Source organism: Tessaracoccus antarcticus, assembly GCF_003688855.1.
GTDB classification, from domain to species: domain Bacteria; phylum Actinomycetota; class Actinomycetes; order Propionibacteriales; family Propionibacteriaceae; genus Arachnia; species Arachnia antarctica.
This window is the reverse complement of the sequence record NZ_REFW01000001.1, coordinates 1,620,054-1,639,251: the sequence shown is the minus strand read 5'-3', so window position 1 is coordinate 1,639,251 and position 19,198 is coordinate 1,620,054. Positions and strand designations below refer to the sequence as shown.

Sequence of the window (19,198 nt, the reverse complement as noted above, 5' to 3'; positions counted from 1 at the left end):
CAGGACCTCGCAGACGTTGGCGTCATCGGCATGGCCGTGATGGGTTCAAACCTCGCGCGCAACCTCGCGCGCAACGGCTACCGTGTGGCGCTCTACAACCGCACCACCAGCAAGACCGATGCGGTCATGGAGGAACATGGCCACGAAGGCGATTTCCGCCCGGCCGTTGAACTCGATGACTTCGTCGCCTCGCTGGAGCGTCCACGCCGCATCATCTGCATGGTCAAGGCCGGTCGCGGAACCGACGCAGTCATCGACTCCCTGATCCCCCTCCTGGAAGAAGGCGACATCGTCGTCGATGGCGGCAACGCCCACTTCGAGGACACCCGGATCCGCGAGAAGCGTCTGCGTGAGGTGGGCCTGCACTTCGTCGGCGCCGGGATCTCCGGCGGTGAGGTGGGCGCCCTGGAGGGCCCCTCCATCATGCCCGGCGGATCGAAGGAGTCCTACGCAGCACTCGGCCCGATCCTGGAGAAGATCTCCGCCCACGTCGACGGGGAGGCGTGCTGCACATGGATCGGCACCGACGGCGCCGGACACTTCGTGAAGATGGTCCACAACGGCATCGAGTACGCCGACATCCAGGCCATCGGCGAGGCCTACGAACTGCTGCGCGCCCTCGGACTCGACCACAACCAGATGGCTGAGGTCTTCTCGAACTGGAACACCGGCGACCTCGACTCCTACCTCATCGAGATCACCTCCGAGGTGCTGCGCAAGGTCGATCTCCGCACGGGCAAGGCACTCGTTGACGTCATCGTCGATGCCGCCGGATGAAGGGCACCGGCACCTGGACGGTACAGAGCGGCCTCACCCTGGGCACCCCCATCAACACCATCGCCGAATCCGTCTTCGCCCGCGCCGTGTCGTCGCATCCCCAACTGCGCAAGGCCGCCCAGGCCGCGCTACAGGGCCCGGCCGGCACACTGACAGTCGAGGATCGTGACGCCTTCATCGAACAGATCCGCCAGGCGCTGTGGGCCAGCAAAGTCGTCGCCTACGCCCAAGGCCTCGACGAGATCCGCATGGCCTCACAGGAATACGGCTGGAACATCGACGTCGCCGAGGTCGCGCGCATCTGGCGCGCGGGCTGCATCATCCGGGCCAAGCTACTGGAGCGCATCCGCTCCGAGTACGCCGCCAGCAACCTGGTGTCCCTCCTGACGGCGCCATCGGTGGCCGCCGACCTGGCCACCTGCCAGGACGGCTGGCGCACCGTCGTGGCACAGGCAGTCATGGCCGGTGTCCCCGTCCCCGTGTTCTCCGCAGCCCTGGCCCACTACGACCTCGCCCGCGCCCCCCGCGTGAACGCAGCCCTGACCCAAGGCCTGCGGGACTTCTTCGGGGCCCACACCTACCTCCGAACCGACATCGAGGGCCTCTGGCACACCCAATGGTCCGGCGACGGCACCGAAGTCCCCGGCGAGGACATGCACTGACCTGATCGGTCGAAGTGTCACACCCGGCTGGCACACTTGCGTCTCATGACGGACGTGGGCCCGCTGGGCATGTTCTCGGGCCCTGCCCGGACGTGGTTCGCTGACGTCTTCGCCTCCCCCACAGCCGTCCAGCAGGCCGCCTGGGAGCAGATCGCCGGGGGGCAGCACACGCTTGTCGTGGCGCCCACCGGCTCCGGCAAGACTCTGGCCGCGTTCTTCTGGGCGCTGGACACCCTGGCCGCCACCCCACGCACCGGCGGCACCAGGGTGTTGTACGTGTCGCCGCTGAAAGCGCTGGGCGTCGACGTGGAGCGCAACCTGCGGGCGCCGCTCGTGGGAATCCGGCGCACCGCGGAGAGGCTGGGTGAGACCGTCGCGGACATCACCGTCGGCGTCCGCAGCGGTGACACGCCCACGAAGGAGCGCGCCGCCCTGCTCCGCCGGCCGCCCGACGTCCTCATCACCACCCCCGAGTCTCTGTACCTGATGTTGACGTCGTCGGCCCGCTCGACCCTGCAGGACGTCGAGACCGTGATCATCGACGAGATCCACGCGATCGCCGGCACCAAGCGCGGCAGCCACCTTGCCCTGTCACTGGAACGACTCGACGCCCAGGTGGGGCGCGACGTGCAGCGGATCGCGTTGTCCGCCACGGTACGACCCATCGAGAAGGTGGCCACCTTCCTGGGCGGGGACCGCGAGGTGTCCATCGTGGCCCCGCCCTCCGACAAGAAATGGGACGTCCACGTCCGGGTGCCGGTGCACGACATCACCGACCCGGGTCCCCGCGCGGCACCCGTCGAGGTCGACCCCCTGCTGGCCAGCCACGGCGCATCGGATGCGGAGGCCACCGGCTCCCTGTGGCCCCACGTCGAGGCCGAGGTGTACGACGCGGTCTGTGCGGGCAACTCCACGCTCGTGTTCACCAACTCCCGGCGCGTGGCGGAGCGCCTGACCTCGCGGCTCAACGAGATGTGGGCGGAGCAGCACGACCCGGCGTCACTCGTGGCCCCCGGCCGACGCCCACCCGCGCAGATCATGCTGGCCTCCGACGAGGTGGGCATGGCCCCCGCCGTCATCGCGAGGGCCCACCACGGCTCGGTCAGCAAGGAAGCCCGCGCAGAGATTGAGGCGGCGCTGAAGTCCGGCGAGCTGAAGTGCGTGGTGGCAACGTCGTCACTGGAGCTCGGCATCGACATGGGCGCTGTCGACAAGGTGGTGCAGGTGTCCGCGCCGCCGTCGGTGGCCAGTTCGCTGCAGCGCATCGGCCGCGCAGGCCACCACGTGGGCGCCGTGTCCCGCGGGGAGGTGTTCCCCATGCACCGTGGCGACCTCATCCCCAGCGCCGTGGCCACCGCCCGCATGCTGGAGGGTGCCATCGAGGAGCTGCGGATTCCCCGCTCACCGCTGGACGTGCTGGCACAGCAGACGCTGGCCGCCACCGTTGCCGCCGGGGAGGGCGGCCTCGACGTCGACGAGTGGTTCACCTGTGTGAAGCGGGCCATGCCCTACTTCACGCTGGACCGCTCCGTCTTCGACTCCGTCGTGGACCTGCTCGCCGGCGCCTACCCCAGCGCCGACTTCGGGGAGCTGCGCGCCCGGTTGGTACTGGAGGAGGGCCGCATGGTGGCTCTGCGAGGGGCACTGCGCCTGGCCGTCACCTCCGGCGGCACCATCCCCGACCGGGGCATGTTCGGGGTGTTCCTGGCCACTGACGACGACGTCGGCCGCCGGGTGGGTGAGCTGGACGAGGAGATGGTCTACGAGTCGAGGGTGGGCGACGTCTTCACGCTGGGCGCATCGTCGTGGCGCATCCAGGAGATCACCCGCGACCAGGTGCGCGTCACGCCGGCACCCGGCCACACGGGTCGCCTCCCGTTCTGGCACGGCGACGCCGAGGGACGCCCCGCGGAGCTCGGCCTGGCGCTCGGTCGGTTCCACCGCGAGGTGCTGCGGACCCCCGAGAAGCTCGAGCAGCCGTATCTCGACGAGAACACCCAAACCAACATCCGCACCTACCTGACCGAGCAGAGGGAGGCCACCGGCAGCGTTCCCGACGACTCCACCATCGTGCTGGAGCGTTTCCGCGACGAGGTGGGCGACTGGCGGTGCGTCCTGCACTCCCCTCTCGGCCGCGGGGTGCTGGGCGCGTGGGCCCTGGCCATCGGCGAGGCCCTGTCCCGGGAGGCCGGCATCGACGTGGTGCCCGTGGCCTCCGACGATGGCATCATCTGGCGGCTGCCCGACAGCGACGCCGCGGAGCGGCTCGGCGAATTGCTGACCGTGAACCCTGAGGAGGTGGGCGCCATCGTCACCGAGCAGGTGGGTGGCACCGCCCTGTTCGCCGCCCGTTTCCGTGAGTGCGCCGCCCGTGCGCTGCTGCTGCCCCGCCGCGACCCCGGCCGCCGCGCGCCCCTGTGGCAGCAACGCCAACGTGCCAGCCAGCTGCTCGAGGTGGCGCGACTCCACCCACGCTTCCCCATCATCATCGAGACCGTGCGCGAGGTGCTGCAGGACGTCTACGACCTCCCCGCCCTGGTCACTGTGTTGCAGGGCCTCCAGCGCGGCTCCATGCGACTGGTGGAGGTTGTCACGGACCACCCCAGCCCCTTCGCGGCCACCATGCTGTTCCGCTACACGGGTGCCTTCATGTACGACGGCGACACCCCGCTGGCGGAGCGCCGGGCCGCCACCTTGTCCATGGACCCGGCCCTGCTGGCCGCCGTGCTGGGCACCGTTGACCTCCGTGAACTGCTCGACATGGAGGTCATCGACGCCGTGGAGGCTGAACTGCAGCACCGGGCCGGCCCCGCCGGTGGAATGGACCGGCGCGTCACCACCGTTGACGCCCTCGCCGACCTGCCCCGTCTGCTGGGCCCCATCCCTCTCAACGAGTTACCGGGCCACCTCAATGACGACCTGGGCGAACAACTCCCCGACGTGGTGCAGGCACTCGGCAACCGCGTGCACGTCCTGCAGCTGTCCGGCCGGGAGCATCTCGTGGCCGCCGCCGACCTGGGACTGCTCCGCGATGCGCTCGGCATCCCTGTCCCGGCCGGCGCCCCCGCGGCCGACGACACGGCTGGCCGTGACCCCGTCACGCAGCTCATCGCGCGGTTCGCCCGCACCCACGCCCCGTTCACGGTGGGGCAGGTGGCCGCAGCATTCGGGCTCGGCGCCGCCACCGCCCTCCTCGTGCTGGAGCGGGAGGTGCGGGCCCGAAGGCTCGTGGAGGGCCATTTCACGCCGGGCCGCGACGGCGTCGAATACTGCGACCCGGAGGTGCTGCGCCGCATTCGCACGCGGTGCCTGGCTCTGGCCCGCGCCCAGGTGCAGCCGGTGTCCCCCTCCGCCTACGCCCGCTTCCTGGCCGACTGGCACCAGGTCACCGACCCGCCGGACTCCACCCCCGACGAGGTCCTCATCGCGTTGCAGCGGCTCGCCGGGGCTGCGCTGCCCGCCAGCGCCTGGGAGACCCATGTGCTGCCCGCCCGCATGCGCGCCTACCAGCCCTCGCACCTGGACCAACTGGTGGCCGAGGGTGAGGTGGTCATTCGTGTTCGCGGGAGCGTGGGTGCACACGACCCGCTCATCTCCCTGGTACCTCGGGATGACCTGGATCTGCTGGGTCCCCTGGGGGTGGCCGCCGACGACGACGCCGTGGCGCTGGCCACGGACCTGCGGGACTCCGGCGGGCTGTTCACCGAACTGCGGGCGCTGCGGCAGGCGGCCGACCCCGGTGCCAGCTCGGCCGCTCTGGCGGACGACGTATGGCATGCCGCCGAGTTGGGACTGGTGGCTCCCGCGTCCATGGCGCCCGTGCGGGCCCGGATCGGTGGTTCGTCGAAGGGTGCCCACAAGGCTGCCCGCTCCGCGCCGCGCCGCCGGGCACGGCTTCCGCGCCCCGGCCGCTCCCTCATGGCACGCACCGGCACCATCGGGGGGCCGCCCGACGTCGCCGGTCGCTGGTACCCGGTGCAGGATCCGAGGACGGCACCGGCGGAGCAGGCCGTGGCGCAGGTCTCCACCTGGCTCGAACGCTTCGGCGTCATCACCCGGGGAGCGGTGGCCGCCGACGGATACGGTGGCGGGTTCGCGGCCGCCTACCGGGTTTTGGCGGAACTGGAGGCGGCCGGCAAGGTGCTGCGCGGCTATGTCGTGGAGGGCCTCGGCGGCTCGCAGTTCGCCACCTCCGCCACCATCGACCAGGTCCGCGACTTCACCGACAGCCCCGACGAGACCCCCTGGCCCTCCGGCATCCTGGATCCCGCCGTCTCCGTCTTGTCCGCCCTCGACCCCGCCAACCCCTACGGCAGTGTCCTGCCCTGGCCCGGCCACGACACTGCACGACCCTCCCGGGCGGCGGGTGCGCTGGTGGTGCTGGCCGACGGCGTCTGCCTCGCCCATGTCAGCCGCGGCGGCCGACAGCTCACCCTGTTCCCGCCCACCTCGCCGCAGTCCCCCACCCGTGAGGACGTGGCGGCACTGGTGGTGCGTGCCCTGCACGGCGCGGCGCTGCAGGGGCGCATGGGCCGCGTCCGCATCGAGGAGGTCGACGGCCAGAGGGTGGCCGCCACCGGCCTCCTGGACGCGATGCGCGGCGCCGGCGCCCGTGTGTCACCCCAGGGCGTGGTCATCGAGGCCGGTCATGCCCGAGGGTGACACGGTCCACCGCCTGGCCGAGCGGATGGCCAGCCTGGAGGGAAGGCTCATCACGTCCACGGATTTCCGTGTGCCCCGGCTTGCAACAGCCTCCTTGACGGGCCGCCGCATCGAGCGGGTGTGGGCGTGGGGGAAAAACCTGTACTGGGACTGCACCACCTCCGACGACACGCTCGTGCTGTACACGCACCTGCGCATGGACGGCATCTGGAACATCCACGCCGCCGGCACCAGATGGCGCTCCCCCGGACACACGGCCCGTGTGGTCGTCCGCGTGGAGGGGTATCCCGACCCGGCGCGGGAGGTGGAACTCGTGGGTCACGAGCTGGGCAGGGTGGAGCTGTGGCCGGCATTGGACTACCCGCAGCACACGGGCCACTTGGGGCCCGATCCGCTCGACGACGACTGGGACGCACCCGGGCGCTGGGACACACCCGGCCGCCACGAGGCCGAGGAGCGGCTGCGGGCCCAGGGCACGCGCAGCCTGGGCGAGTCCCTGCTGGACCAGCGGGTGCTGGCCGGGGTCGGCAACGTGTACTGCAACGAGTTGTGCTTCCTCCTGGGGGCCCACCCCACCTCGCCCGCCTCCGGCGTGTCAGCATCGCGCGCCGTGGATCTCGCGGCGCAGACCATGCGCGTTAACCGACACGCCTCGCGGCGGGTGTTCACGGGCGTGAACCGGCCCGGGCAGAACACCTTCGTCTACGGCCGGGCCGGTCAGCCGTGCCGACACTGCGCCACCCCCATCCGCTCCGGCTTCCTCGGCGGCGCCACCAGCGTGGCCGACCCACGCGCCGGCCAGGAACGCGTCATGTGGTGGTGCCCCACCTGCCAGCCGAGCCCGTGATCGCCCACAGACCGCACTGGTGCCGAGCTTGACTGATGCACCCGATCTGGCTCGCCCGGCTCGACAAGCTGCGTTGGGTGCTGGTGCTGACCCGTGAAGAGGTGCGGGCCGTCCGCCAGTTCGCCACCATTGCACCGACGACCTCGAGGACTGACCGCCGGAACCGGGTGGATCTCGAGTCAGACCGTGGGAGCCTCCGCTGCGAGGCGCGTCGCACGCCGACGCTGCAGCAGCGTGGCGACGCCAGCCACCACGGTCACCAACGCCCCCAGAAGAAAGACCAGCAGCCCCCCATTCGTGCCCGCCACAATCCACGCCGGGGCTGGGCCCGGGTCCAATCCCCGGTCCTCGGCCAGCCTGTACTGCACCCCGGAAACGATCGTCAGCACGACAGCAACGCACAGCCCGACGCCTGACGCGATCATCGCCACCCACTCCGTGCGTTTGGACACTGCGCACCTCCGACTTTCTGCAGATGGCCAGTGCGACTACGGGACCAGGTCTGGCCGCCACCTATTCCCCCACATGCTTCCACACCTGCCAGCGCCCCAAGGTCACGTGTGCCCGGCGCGTCTTGCGCAGGTTCCCATGCCCGGCGCGCCGGGGCACGATACTGGCCGCATGAGAGCTCGCCCCACCGCTGTACTGGCCATCGTGGCTTCGCTCGTGGTGGTGCTCGCTGTCGTCGCGGCGCTCGCGACCCGGGGCCGTGAGCATCCCGAGCTCGACGCCGGCACGCCCGAAGGCGTCGTCCAGCTCTACGTCAGTGCCTTGTTCGACGACGACCTCGCCACGGCGGCGCAGTACCTGGACCCGGCGCTCGGCTGCTCCGACCCGCTGCCCGAGCCCTACCTCAACGACACTGCCCGGATCGCGGTGGTGAAGACCACGACGAGCGGGGACACCGCGAAGGTGGACCTCCGGATCGAGGAGGGTTCCGGGCTGAACGGCAACTGGACGCATGATGAGAGCTTCACGCTCCGTCGCGACGGTGGCACGTGGCTGCTCACCGAAGAACCGTGGCCCGTCTACGGATGCAAGTGATGGGTGGCCTGATGATGAATTTCCTGCTGCTGTTCGCCCTGGCCATCCCGGCCGCACTGGTCGTGGTCATCGTGCTGGCCTTGCGCCGGCGGGAGCATGTGACGAGTGCCGCCCCGGGCGCCGGAACGCGCGGCGTGCGCCGCTTCTTCCAGTACCTCCTCCTCTTCGCGCTCACGATCCTGGCCGCCGTGGGGGTCGCGGACCTGCTGGGCCGCCTCTTCGGCGCCACCACCTCCGGCGGCGAGACCCTCGCCCTCCCCCTGTCCTTCACGCTCGTCGGACTCCCGCTGGCCTGCCTGATCGCCTGGTGGACCCGCCGTGCCATGCGCCACGACCCCGAGGAGGCAGCGTCGCTCTGGTACGCCGTGTACCTCACGCTGGCAACGTGGACGGCCCTCATCGTCGCCATGGTGGCGCTGCAGGCCCTGCTGTCCGGCGCCCTCCGGGGCGACGTCAACGGGGACGCGCTGGCCCGACTCGTCGTGTGGGGTGCGTTGTGGGCCCTCCACTGGAGGCTGGCACGCCCGCTTGGTGACATGCGCGGCTGGCCCCACCTGCTGGTCGGGTCGCTGATCGGCCTGGGGACGGCCGCCGTCTCCATGGGGCTGCTGCTGGGCACCAGCCTCGGCGCGCTCCTGCTGGATGGCCCCGGGGAACTGGTCTTCGGGACTTCAGGGGAATTGGCCCGGTTCGGCGCCATGTTCATCACCGGCGCGCTGGTCTGGGTGCGCTACTGGCCGGGCGCCGCAGCACGTCTGCCGCGCAGTACCCCCTGGCTGGCGTACGTCCTCCCGGTGGGTGTGGGCGGCGGGCTGCTCACAGCACTCGTGGCCGCCAGCATCCTGCTGTGGCAGGTGTTGGTCTGGCTGGTCGGAGACCACCTCGGCCTGAACGCCCGTCAGCACTTCGCGGATTCCCCCAGCGCGCTCGCCTTCACCGTCGTCGGCCTGCTCATCTGGTGGTACCACGGCGCAATCCTCGCGGAGACGCGCCGAAACCGGAGCGAGGTACGTCGCGTCTACGAGTACTTGGTCTCAGCACTGGGCCTCATCGCCGCCTCCGCAGGCGTTGGCATGGTCATCGTCGCAGCCATCGAGTCCTTCACGCCCGGCGTGGACCTGGGGATGTCGGTGGTGAACACGCTGCTGGGTGCGGTGACCCTGCTGGCGGTCGGGGTGCCCGTGTGGTGGTTGTTCTGGAGCAGGATCCAGCGGGTCCGCGCCGACGATCCGGTGTCAGAAACCGCCTCGCCCACCCGCAGGACGTACCTGGTTCTCCTGTTCGGCATCGTCGGCGTCGCGGCGGTGGTGGCCCTGCTCGTCGCGGTGTTCGTGCTCCTCCAGGACGTGATCGCGGGCACGGCCTCCGCGGAGACCCTCCGGTCGATGCGCTATGCCCTCGGGGTACTCGTCACCGCCGCCGCCGTCTCCGCGTACCACGGGGCTGTGTTCCGGGAGGACAGGCATGTCGCGCTTCCCAACCGGCCCACCGGGCCCAGGTCGGTGCTCCTCGTCGGCGCCCCTGCCCCGGGACTGGCGCTGGCACTATCCCGCGCAACGGGGGCCCGCACACAAGTCCTCGTGAGGTCCGACGGTGCGGCCCCACCGTGGTCGGAGGAGACACTCATAGCAGCACTGCACGCTCACCCCGGCGAAGATCTGCTGGTGATGGGCGGCGACCCACCGGAGGTGCTGGTGCTGGACCGGGAGCGACCCCACCACGACGCGTGACGTGCAGCCGCCACGTCCGGTCAGTCGCGGCGATCGGCCGGACTCTCAGCGGTTCAACATCTCCTCCACCCACTCCGGCACCGCCGTGCCGGCCGGGCCGAGCCGCGTCTCCTCAAAGTCGGTGTTGACCCAGGAAGGCTCCAGGTTCAGCTCCACGGTGTGCGCCCCCGCCGCCCTGGCCACCTGCACGAACCCGGCGGCCGGGTAGACGTTGCCGGACGTGCCGATGGCGGCGAAGACGTCGCAACTCTCCAGGGCCTCGAAGATCTGTTCCATGCCGAGTGGGATCTCCCCGAACCAGACGACATGCGGCCGCATGCCGCCGACCGCGCCGCATCCGGGGCACAGGGTGGTGTCGTCCACGTCGCCGCGGAACTCGTGCACGGAGTCGCAGAACACGCAGCGCGACCGCAGCAACTCCCCGTGCATGTGGAGCACGCGGGTGGAGCCGGCCCGCTCGTGCAGGTCATCGATGTTCTGGGTCACCAGCAGCACGTCACCGTCGAACTCGCGCTCAAGCCGTGCCAGGGCGACGTGCCCGGCGTTGGGAGCCACGACGCCGTTCAGCAACTGGCGGCGGCGATCGTTGTAGAAGCGGTGCACCAGGACAGGGTCGGCCTCGAACGCTTCCGGCGTGGCCACATCCTCGGGGCGGTGGTTCTCCCACAGCCCGTCGGCGTCCCGGAAGGTGGCGATGCCGGACTCGGCAGACATGCCGGCACCGGTGAGGATGACGATCGAGGAGACCATGTCACCACTGTGCCACGCCTGCCGCCCGAGATCGGGAAGCGGCTCAGAGGACAGACCCCCGCGCCACAAGCTCCGGCTCGATGGCGTGCACTGCGGGTTCCTCCCCGGCGATGGCTTTCAGCAACACCTCCAGGCACAGCGCGCCCAACTGGTCGAAGGGTTGGCGCAGCGTGGTCAGCGGTGGTGCGAAGTATCCTGCGCCGTCGACGTCATCGAAGCCGATGATGCTGACATCACGGGGAGCGTTGATGCCTGCCTCTCGGAAGGCGGCGAGCATCCCGAGCGCCGTCATGTCGTTGCCGCAGAAGATGGCGGGGGGCACGGCGTGATTCGCCACCATCTCGTGGCCGATCTCGTGGCCGCGCCGCGCCGTCCAGTCACCCACCCAGCTCCGGGGCATCTCGATGCCGGCTGCGGTCAGGGCGTCGCGGTGTCCGCGGATGCGCGCCAGAGCATCGAACCAGCCCAGCGGGCCGGACACGTGTGTCACCGACTGCGCCCCGTGCTGCAGGAGATGGTTGGTGGCGATCTCGGCACCCCGCCCCTGGTTCACGGAGACGACATGGAAGTCGGGGTCGGGGCCCATGTCAGCCACGACGACCGTGGGGACACCCGCGGCGACGGCCCGGATGCGCTCGGCCATGTGCTGGTGCGGCGCCACGACGGCGATGCCCTCCACCCCGCGGTCCCGGAACGCGGAGAAGACGGCCGCCAGTTCCTCCTCGTCCCGGTCGCTGACGGCGGTGACCAGAGCCGAGTACCCGGCGGCACGGGCCGCGACCTCGATGGCCGCGACCGTGCTGCCTGGACCGAAATAGCCCGACCCTGTCCATACGATGCCAACGAGCCCACTGAGCTGGGTGACCAGCGCCCGGGCCGCGAGGTTGCGTCGGAAACCTAGCTCGGCCATGGACGCCAGCACCCTCTCCCGCGTCTGCGGGCGGACGCTGTCCGGTGTGTTCAGGACGCGCGACACCGTTTGGTGGGACACCCCGGCATGCTTGGCGACCGCCATCATCCCCGGCGGTCGCGCTGTGGTGCCCCTCATGGTGTGTTGCCCATCGTGGATGGTCCTTTCGGGACTCAGACGCCCTGGGTGATGCGGTGCCACACGGCTTCGAGACGAAGCTCCTTCTGAAAGCCGCGCGTGGTCGTGTCCTCGTCGATGACAGCGAGTTCCATACCGGCCATGGCTGCGACATCCTCCCACATCTCACGGGTCGTGGACGTGGTCATGGCGGTGTGGTGGGCGGCACCGGCAGTCAGCCAGCACTCGGCCGACGTGGCGAAGTCGGGCTCGGGCACCCACACCGCGCGCGCCACAGGAAGGTTCGGCAGCGGGGCATCCGGCACGACGTTCTTGACCACGTTCATGACGAGCCGGAAACGCTCACGCATGTCGGACATTGCCAACACCAAGGCGGGACCGGCATCGGCGTCGAAGACCATGCGCACGGGGTCCTCGCGGTCGCCGATGCCGAGCGCATGGATCTCGATGCGAGGCTTGGCGGTGGTGAGGGAGGGGCAGACCTCCAGCATGTGCGCTCCGAGGATCTTTTCCTTCCCGGGGGTCATTTCGTAGCAGTAGTCCTCCATGAGGGAGGCACCACCGGGCAGTCCGTGGCCCATCACCTTGGCGGCCCGGACGAGGATGGCGGTCTTCCAGTCGCCCTCGGCTCCGAATCCATAACCCAACCCCATGAGGCGCTGCACAGCGAGTCCGGGCAGCTGCCGCAGTCCGCCGAGGTCCTCGAAGTTGGTGGTGAAGGCGCCGAAGGAGCCGGATTCGAGGAACCCGAGCATGCCCAGTTCCTGGCGGGCGGCGTAGCGGAGCGACTCGTGGCGTTCGCCGTCGCTGCGGAGCTCGGGCGCGACGTCGTAGAGCTTCTCGTAGGTCGCCACGAGGTCATCGATCTCGGCGTCCGGGACGGCGTCGACAGCGGCCACGAGGTCGTTGACGGCCCACGTGTTCACGGACACGCCGAGGCGGATCTCCGCCTCGGTCTTGTCGCCCTCGGTGACGGCCACGTTGCGCATGTTGTCACCGAAGCGCGCGAGCTTCAGGTTGTGCAAGCAGTCCCAGCCGGCGGCGGCGCGCGCCCAGGTACCCACTTTGGCCTGTACCTCCGGCACCGACGCGTGGCCCACGACGGTGCGGCGGGCCTTGCCCAGGCGGGAGGCGATGTAGCCGAACTCGCGGTCGCCGTGGGCTGACTGGTTGAGGTTCATCCAGTCCATGTCGATGGTGGCCCACGGCAGTTCCATGGACGCCTGCGTGTGCAGGTGCAGCATGGGCTTGTCGAGTGCTGCCAGTCCGAGGATCCACATCTTGGCCGGGGAGAAGGTGTGCATCCAGCAGATCACGCCGATGCAGGCGGGGTCAGCGTTGGCGGCCAGCATCTCGGCCCGGATCGAGTCCCTGTCCTTCAGCGTCGGACGCCAGACGATGGTGACGGGGACGTCGTCGGCGCCGTCGAGGAGATCCGCCACATGACGGGACTGGTTGGCGACCTGATCGAGCGTCTCGGGACCGTAGAGGTCCTGGGAGCCGGTCAGGAACCAGATCTCCTTGCCAAGAAAGGGGTTCTTCATCGCGTTTCTCCTGTGGGGGTGGGGCCAGCGGGCTGACCGTAGGCGTTCTGGTAGCGGTCGTGCAGCGAGGCGACGTCGGCGGCCGCGATGGGATGTGGCTCCCCCAGTTGGCGGGAGATGTGGATGGTACGGGCTACCTCTTCCACCATGACGGCGGCCTTCACGGCCGCACGGGCGTCCTTGCCGATGGTGAAGGGGCCGTGGTTGGCCATCAGAACGGCGGGGCTGTTGGATTCGCGCAGGGTATCAACGATGCCGCGGCCGATGGAGTCGTCGCCGATGAGCGCGAACGGGCCGATGGGGACGTCACCGCCGAACTCGTCGGCCATCATCGTGAGCACGCAGGGGATGGGCTCCCTGCGTGCCGCCCACGCCGTCGCATACGTGGAGTGGGTGTGCACCACCCCGCCCACGTGCGCCATGTGACGGTAGACGTAGGCGTGCGCTGCCGTGTCCGAGGAGGGACTGAGGTGCTGCGGCGTACCGTCGTCGATCTTGGTGCCCTCCAGCGTGCAGACCACCATCACGTCGGCGGCCAGCTCGTCGTAGGACACCCCCGAAGGCTTGATGACGAACAGGTCGAGGCCGGGCACGCGCTCGGAGACGTTGCCAGCGGTCCACACCACGAGGCCGTTGCGGGGCAGTTCGGCGTGCAGCCTCGCCACCCGTTCCCGGGTGTGGGCCACGGCTTGCTGCTGGTCGATGGGCAGGTCCTGCAGGACGATGCTCACGCGGTCTCCTCGGATGAGTTGTGGGCCTCACGGCGCAGGGCGCGCAGGGAGTGCATGATGTCGCGGTGGTCGCGTCCGAAGTGGTCGTGGACTGCCGTGTACAGCGCGAAGAGTCGGTTGTAGGCCTCCACGGCTGACGGGTTGGGCGTGTAGGCGTCCTTCTGGCGGCTGCCCATGGCAGCGCCGGCGGCATCCACATCCGCGTAGAGTCCCGCCGCGACGGCGGCATGGATGGCCGAGCCGAGGGCGGGGCCCTGCCCGGAGGTGATGACAGACAGCGGCATGCCCAGCACGTCGCAGTAGACCTGCATGAGGAACGGGTTGCGCAGCAGTCCCCCGGCGGCGATGAACTCCGTGATGGTGACCCCGGCGTTGGTGAATGCCTCCACGATGGTGCGGGTGCCGAACGCCGTGGCCTCCACCAGTGCGCGGTACTGGTCCTCCGGCTTGGTGGCGAGCGTCTGGCCGATCATGACGCCGGAGAGTTCGTGGTCCACCAGGACCGAACGGTTGCCGGAGTGCCAGTCCAGTGCCACGAGCCCGTGCTCACCCACCTTCTGCTTTTCGGCGAGTGACGTCAGGTACTCGTGCACGCTCTGGCCTGCTGCGGCAGCGGCGTCGGAGTAGGGACCCGGAACGCAGTTGTCCACGTACCAACCCAGGATGTCGCCGACGCCGGACTGGCCGGCCTCGTAGCCCCACTGGCCGGCGATGATGCCGCCGTCCACCACGCCGCACATGCCGGGGACCTGGCGGAGGTCCGCCCCGTTCACGACGTGGCAGGTGGAGGTTCCCATGATGGCCACCAGCTGGCCTGGCGCGGTGGCCTGGGCGGCGGGGGCGGTGACGTGGGCGTCGACGTTGCCGACGGCCACGGCGATGCCTTCTCTGAGGCCGGTCCAGGCCGCGGCCTCAGCCGTGAGGCCACCGGCCCGTGCGCCCAGCTCTCCGATGGTGTGATCAAGTTTGTCGGCCACGAACCCGCCGAAGCCCGGTGCGAGCGCCTCGAGGTAGTCGGCGGTGGGGTACTGCCCGTCCTGGTACATGCCCTTGTAGCCCGCCGTGCAGGCGTTGCGCACATACGTTCCGCACAGCTGCCACACGATCCAGTCGGCCGCCTCCACCCAGTGGTCCATGGCGTCGTAGACGTCACGGGCCTCCTCGAAGAGCTGCAGACCCTTGGCGAACTCCCACTCCGAGGAGATGAGCCCTCCGTAGCGCACGATCCACGGTTCGGACCGTTCGTGGGCCAGTGCGGTGATGCGGTCTGCCTGCGGCTGGGCGGCGTGGTGCTTCCACAGCTTCACGAAGGCGTGTGGGGTGTTGGCGAACTCGTCCAGCTCGCTCAGGGGTGTGCCGTCGGCCTTGACGGGCACCATGGTGCAGGCTGTGAAGTCGGTGGCGATGCCCACGACGTCGGCGGCGTCGACACCAGCGTCGCGCAGTGCCGCCGGGACCGCTTCACGCAGCACCGCGCGGTAGTCGTCAGGGTTCTGCAGGGCCCAGTCCGGGCCCAGCCGACGGCCGTCGCCGGCGGAGAGCGTCGCCTCCATGACGGCGTGCGGATACGCGTGGGTTGCCGCACCCAGCTCCTTGCCATCACTGGCCCGGACCACCACGGCCCGGCCGGACAGCGTTCCGAAGTCAATCCCCACCACGAGCGGTTCGCTGCTGCGAGCCATACCCACCTCCGAGTCACTACGCCATGGCCACCACCATGGGTGAACGTTCACATTAGCAGGAGAGTGTTCTCGCTGCGCACCCTTCACGCCACATTGCCGGGGATCTGGCGCCAACGATCCTCCAACGCCACGGCGGCCTCTCTGTGGCAGGATGTCCACGCGTGAACACGCAGGGAAGGGAGGTCACCGATGACCGTGAGGTACATGTCGTGGAGGCAGCGCGACCTCACCGACGCCCCACCCCAGGACACCATCTCGGCGCAGGGCGCTGCCATGTCCCGACCAGTGGCACCGGCGGGGGGACCGTCCCGCGGCACCGGCCGGGCAAGCCACCAGCTCGTTGTCTCGTTCCTGACGCAGGGCCGCGCCATCGCCGTGCTGGGGTTCTTCCTCCCCGTGTCCATGCTCGCCTTCAGCCTGATGACCGGTACGTCCATTCGGGGCAGCCTGTCGGAGTACTACTACACACCCGTGCGTGACCTCATGGTGGGCACGCTCATCGCCATGGCCGTGTTCCTGTGGAGCTACCGCGGCTTCAGCAACCGTGACGACGACCTTCGCTACGACCGCGTCGTCGGCAAGATCGCCGCCGTGGCGGCCGGCATCATCGCCTTCTCCCCCATCACGCCGCGCAACGACGACCGGTGCACCCTTGTGCAGTGCATCATCGGCCCACAGTCGGCCGCCTTCATCCACGGCGGAGGGGCCATGGTGTTCTTCCTCTGCCTGGCGGTCTTCTGCATCGTCCTGCTTCCCCGCAGCGCTGTGGAGAGCGAGGGCGCACGGGGGAGGATCGGCCTGTACCTGACCAGCGGCGGCATCATCGTGGCAGCATCCGTCTTCATCGGAATCTGGCAGTTCCTGCCCGTGGAGACGATCTTCGCCATGGGGCGCTACCGCCCCGTCTTCTTCGCGGAGACGGTGGCCATCTTCGCGTTCTCCACCGCGTGGCTGGTCCGCGGCAACGCCTTGGAGGCGGCCATCACCGCAAGTCAGGAACTCAGCCGACGAGATGGTCCGCCAGCCGACCCCTGATGGAGGCGGGCAGCGGCACCGGTCGCAGATCGGTCCCCGCGCACACCAGCACGGTGCGCGCCCGGGCGAAGATGGTGCCGTCCTGCGGGTCGAACACCTCACAGGCCAGGGTGGCCGACGACGTCCCCACGGCGGTTGCTGCAGTGCGCGTGGCATAAGGCGTCAACCGGTGGGACAGCTGCGACACGTAGTCCACGTCCTGGCGCGCCACGAGCCAGAGATGGCTGGAGTCGCCCGCACCCACGCGGGCCATCGTCGGATCCCAGTTCGACATCGCCTCGACGCGGGCCTGCTGGACGTAGTCGAAGGTTTTCACGTTGTTCACGTGGGCGTAGGAGTCGTGGTCGGACCACCGCACGAACAGGTCCGTGACGGTTCCCCTGCCCTCCAGGTGGGGGGCGGACAACGCCCGCAGTGGTTCCACGTCGGCCCGCACCGACGACAGGTACTCCCTGTCCGCGGTCGCGAGCCGGGTGGGCCGCCCCGCCTCGAAGTCGTAGGGGCAGAGCACCGTGGTGGCCCGAGCGACGACTCGTGCACGCTGGAGGATGTCGTAGGCCACTTCGAAGCGCGCTCCCCCGATGGCGGAGACGGTGAGATGTATCTCCACACCCGCGGTGTCGTAGTCGATGGCAGCGCGGTACTCCACCTTGTGACCCACCACGACGATGCCCGAATCCAGCATCGCCGAAATGGGGCCGCTGCGGAAGAAGGCGACTCGCGCCTCCTGCATGTAGTCGACGATGAGGGCATTGTTCACGTGCCCCTGCGCGTCGAGATCGGACCAGCGCAGGGGGCAGCGAACAACAAACACTCAGTCTTCCTTGTCATACAGCGATTCGACGACGTCGGCGTACTGCTTCGACACTGCGGACCGGCGAATCTTCATGTTGTGGGTGACCCCCGCGTTGTCCACCGTCAGTTCGGTGTCGAGGATCGCGAAACGCTTCACGGTCTCCCAGCGCTCCAACCGCTCGTTGGCCTTCTCGATCTGCCGGCCGATCGATTCGCGGATCTCCGGCAGTTGCGTGAGTTCGGCGTAGCTGAGGTGCGACAGGGAACGCTTCTGCGCCCACTTCTCCAGCAGGACCGGGTCCAGCACCAGCAGGGCGGCGCAATACCTGCGTCCGTCACCCACGGCCACCGCCTGCGACACGTAGGGAATGTTGGTCGTGATGGCGCCCTCCACCTTCTGCGGGGCCACGTACTTGCCACCGGAGGTCTTGAAGAGATCCTTCTTGCGGTCGGTGATGGTGAGGTTGCCGTCGGCGTCGAACGATCCGATGTCGCCTGTGTGGTACCAGCCGTCCACCAACACCTCATCGGTCAGCTCCGTGAGGTTGTGGTAGCCGGACGTCACGATGGGACCACGGATCAGCACCTCATCGTCATCGGCCAGCTTCGCCTCGATGCCGGGCACGGGCTTGCCGACCGTGCCGAACTTCGGGTCGGTGGGCAGGTTGAGGAAGGCGATGGCGCTGGTCTCCGTGGTCCCGTAGCCCTCCACCACCACGATCCCAGCCGAGTAGAACCACGCCTGGACCTGCGAGGACAACTTCGCCGAGCCGGAGATGAGGAAACGGATGCGTCCACCCAGCTTGTTCTTGAGCTTGCTGAAGACGAGCCTGTCGGCCACCTTGTACTGGATGCCCAGCAACGTCGGCAGGTCCCGACCCTCGAGCCGGTAGGGCCGGGTCTGGGCGCCGACGGCGAAGGCCCAGTGCGCGATGCGCCCCTTGAGCCCCGAACCTGTCACCACAGCAGCGCGGACCTTCTCGAAGATGCGTGGAGCGCCACACATGAACGTGGGCTTGACCTCACCGAGGCCGGGCACGATGCGCTCAATGCGCCCGTCGACGGCGGAGCCGAAGCCGTAGGCCAACTGGACGGCGAGAAGTGCCTTGCCGAAGACGTGGCTGAGCGGCAACCACAGGTACTGCAGGTCGTCGACCGTGAGCAGGTCCCACTTCTTCGTGCCAGCCGCCTCGTACACCCAGCACGAGTGGTTGAGCCGGACACCCTTGGGTTGTCCGGTGGTACCGGAGGTGTAGATCAGGGTGCTCAGGCTGTCGTGGTGGGTGCTGGCGATGGCTTCATCCACCAGTCCCGCGTTCGCTTTCAGTGCTTCCTCACCGAGCCGCTGGAGCGTCGCGTAGCTGATGATGCGGTCGGTCTCGTCGATACCGGCGGCGTCGAGGACCACGATGGTGTGCACGACGTCGTCGAGGTCCGGGTTGCCGATCACCTTCGTCAACTGCACCGCGTTCTCGGCCACGACGATGACGGATCCCGAGTCCTGCAGAATGTAGCTGACGTCCCCCGCTGCAGTGTTGGGGTACACCGTGGTGGTGGCGCCGGCGGCGCAGGCGATGGCCAGATCGAGGTAGATCCACTCGAGGCGGGTACTGGAAATGATGCCGACGCGCTCCTCATGGCCCAGACCGCGGCTGAGCAGACCCGCTGCCAGCGCGTCCACCCGTTCACGCGTCTGACGCCACGTGAAACTAGTCCACGTGTTGGGACCGTCAGCGCGGTCAGGCTCCATGAACGCCAGCATGTCCGGCGTCTCCGCCACCCGCTTGCGGAACAAGTCTCCAACCGATGTGGCCAAGCCGAGCAGTTCATTCTGCAGACCCATGGTGAGTCCCCTTCCAGTGGTTGTCGCAGCCTAGCGAAGAGTCCCGCC

Annotated in this window: 13 protein-coding genes and 1 pseudogene; 6 read left to right on the top strand and 8 right to left on the bottom strand. The window is 69.2% G+C overall.

What is annotated here, in order from left to right; all coding sequences use genetic code 11:
* The 3 genes and pseudogenes from gndA to EAX62_RS07285 all read left to right on the top strand — a co-directional run.
* Positions 1–1,439, top strand: a pseudogene (gene gndA, locus EAX62_RS07295) (NADP-dependent phosphogluconate dehydrogenase); the annotation flags it as partial.
* Between the two features lie 45 nt (positions 1,440–1,484).
* Complete coding sequence (locus EAX62_RS07290; RefSeq protein WP_121900898.1) at positions 1,485–6,101, top strand: DEAD/DEAH box helicase; 4,617 nt, start codon at positions 1,485–1,487, stop codon at positions 6,099–6,101.
* A complete protein-coding gene (locus EAX62_RS07285) occupies positions 6,088–6,948 on the top strand; it encodes a DNA-formamidopyrimidine glycosylase family protein (protein ID WP_121900897.1) in 861 nt (286 codons plus the stop codon). The genes EAX62_RS07290 and EAX62_RS07285 overlap by 14 nt, the downstream gene beginning before the upstream one ends.
* A 179-nt stretch (positions 6,949–7,127) precedes the next feature.
* Here the strand turns inward: EAX62_RS07285 and EAX62_RS16685 are convergent, their stop codons facing one another.
* A complete protein-coding gene (locus EAX62_RS16685; RefSeq protein ID WP_158600583.1) occupies positions 7,128–7,400 on the bottom strand; it encodes a hypothetical protein in 273 nt (90 codons plus the stop codon).
* Between the two features lie 169 nt (positions 7,401–7,569).
* On the opposite strand from EAX62_RS16685, the gene EAX62_RS07275 reads away from it, so the two are divergent.
* Both EAX62_RS07275 and EAX62_RS07270 read left to right on the top strand, forming a co-directional pair.
* Positions 7,570–7,992, top strand: a complete 423-nt coding sequence (locus EAX62_RS07275) for a hypothetical protein (RefSeq protein WP_121900896.1) — start codon at positions 7,570–7,572, stop codon at positions 7,990–7,992.
* A gap of 11 nt (positions 7,993–8,003) precedes the next feature.
* Entirely contained in the window at positions 8,004–9,722 is a 1,719-nt protein-coding gene (locus tag EAX62_RS07270; RefSeq protein WP_147454049.1) for a DUF5671 domain-containing protein, read from the top strand.
* A gap of 45 nt (positions 9,723–9,767) precedes the next feature.
* On the opposite strand, the gene cobB is transcribed toward EAX62_RS07270, so the two are convergent.
* The 5 genes from cobB to araB are packed head-to-tail and all read right to left on the bottom strand — an operon-like array spanning position 9,768 to position 15,477.
* On the bottom strand, positions 9,768–10,472 hold the full coding sequence (cobB, locus tag EAX62_RS07265) for a Sir2 family NAD+-dependent deacetylase (protein ID WP_121900894.1): 705 nt from the start codon (positions 10,470–10,472) through the stop codon (positions 9,768–9,770).
* A 43-nt stretch (positions 10,473–10,515) separates the two neighbouring features.
* Positions 10,516–11,520: a LacI family DNA-binding transcriptional regulator gene (locus EAX62_RS07260; RefSeq protein WP_199711145.1), complete on the bottom strand. Its 1,005-nt coding sequence runs from the start codon at positions 11,518–11,520 to the stop codon at positions 10,516–10,518.
* Positions 11,521–11,555: 35 nt separating this feature from the next.
* Complete coding sequence (araA, locus tag EAX62_RS07255; protein WP_121900892.1) at positions 11,556–13,064, bottom strand: L-arabinose isomerase; 1,509 nt, start codon at positions 13,062–13,064, stop codon at positions 11,556–11,558.
* Entirely contained in the window at positions 13,061–13,789 is a 729-nt protein-coding gene (locus tag EAX62_RS07250) for an L-ribulose-5-phosphate 4-epimerase (RefSeq protein WP_407703311.1), read from the bottom strand. Before EAX62_RS07250 ends, araA begins: the two co-directional genes overlap by 4 nt.
* A gap of 2 nt (positions 13,790–13,791) precedes the next feature.
* On the bottom strand, positions 13,792–15,477 hold the full coding sequence (araB, locus tag EAX62_RS07245) for a ribulokinase (protein ID WP_121900890.1): 1,686 nt from the start codon (positions 15,475–15,477) through the stop codon (positions 13,792–13,794).
* A gap of 189 nt (positions 15,478–15,666) precedes the next feature.
* On the opposite strand from araB, the gene EAX62_RS07240 reads away from it, so the two are divergent.
* Complete coding sequence (locus tag EAX62_RS07240) at positions 15,667–16,512, top strand: DUF998 domain-containing protein (RefSeq protein WP_121900889.1); 846 nt, start codon at positions 15,667–15,669, stop codon at positions 16,510–16,512.
* Here the strand turns inward: EAX62_RS07240 and EAX62_RS07235 are convergent.
* Both EAX62_RS07235 and EAX62_RS07230 read right to left on the bottom strand, forming a co-directional pair.
* Entirely contained in the window at positions 16,478–17,326 is an 849-nt protein-coding gene (locus EAX62_RS07235; protein WP_121900888.1) for an acyl-CoA thioesterase, read from the bottom strand. The genes EAX62_RS07240 and EAX62_RS07235 overlap by 35 nt on opposite strands.
* Positions 17,327–19,150 (bottom strand): AMP-dependent synthetase/ligase, encoded by a 1,824-nt coding sequence (locus EAX62_RS07230; RefSeq protein ID WP_121900887.1) that lies wholly within the window; start codon positions 19,148–19,150, stop codon positions 17,327–17,329.
* Between the last annotated feature and the right edge of the window lie 48 nt (positions 19,151–19,198).

Bases quoted from the DNA above. Each gene is read 5' to 3' on its own strand.
- EAX62_RS07290 (WP_121900898.1), top strand. From the start codon at position 1,485: ATGACGGACGTGGGCCCGCTGGGCATGTTCTCGGGCCCTGCCCGGACG.
- EAX62_RS07285 (WP_121900897.1), top strand. From the start codon at position 6,088: ATGCCCGAGGGTGACACGGTCCACCGCCTGGCCGAGCGGATGGCCAGC.
- EAX62_RS07275 (WP_121900896.1), top strand. From the start codon at position 7,570: ATGAGAGCTCGCCCCACCGCTGTACTGGCCATCGTGGCTTCGCTCGTG.
- EAX62_RS07270 (WP_147454049.1), top strand. From the start codon at position 8,004: ATGATGAATTTCCTGCTGCTGTTCGCCCTGGCCATCCCGGCCGCACTG.
- cobB (WP_121900894.1), bottom strand. From the start codon at position 10,472: ATGGTCTCCTCGATCGTCATCCTCACCGGTGCCGGCATGTCTGCCGAG.
- EAX62_RS07260 (WP_199711145.1), bottom strand. From the start codon at position 11,520: ATGAGGGGCACCACAGCGCGACCGCCGGGGATGATGGCGGTCGCCAAG.
- araA (WP_121900892.1), bottom strand. From the start codon at position 13,064: ATGAAGAACCCCTTTCTTGGCAAGGAGATCTGGTTCCTGACCGGCTCC.
- araB (WP_121900890.1), bottom strand. From the start codon at position 15,477: ATGGCTCGCAGCAGCGAACCGCTCGTGGTGGGGATTGACTTCGGAACG.
- EAX62_RS07240 (WP_121900889.1), top strand. From the start codon at position 15,667: ATGACCGTGAGGTACATGTCGTGGAGGCAGCGCGACCTCACCGACGCC.
- EAX62_RS07230 (WP_121900887.1), bottom strand. From the start codon at position 19,150: ATGGGTCTGCAGAATGAACTGCTCGGCTTGGCCACATCGGTTGGAGAC.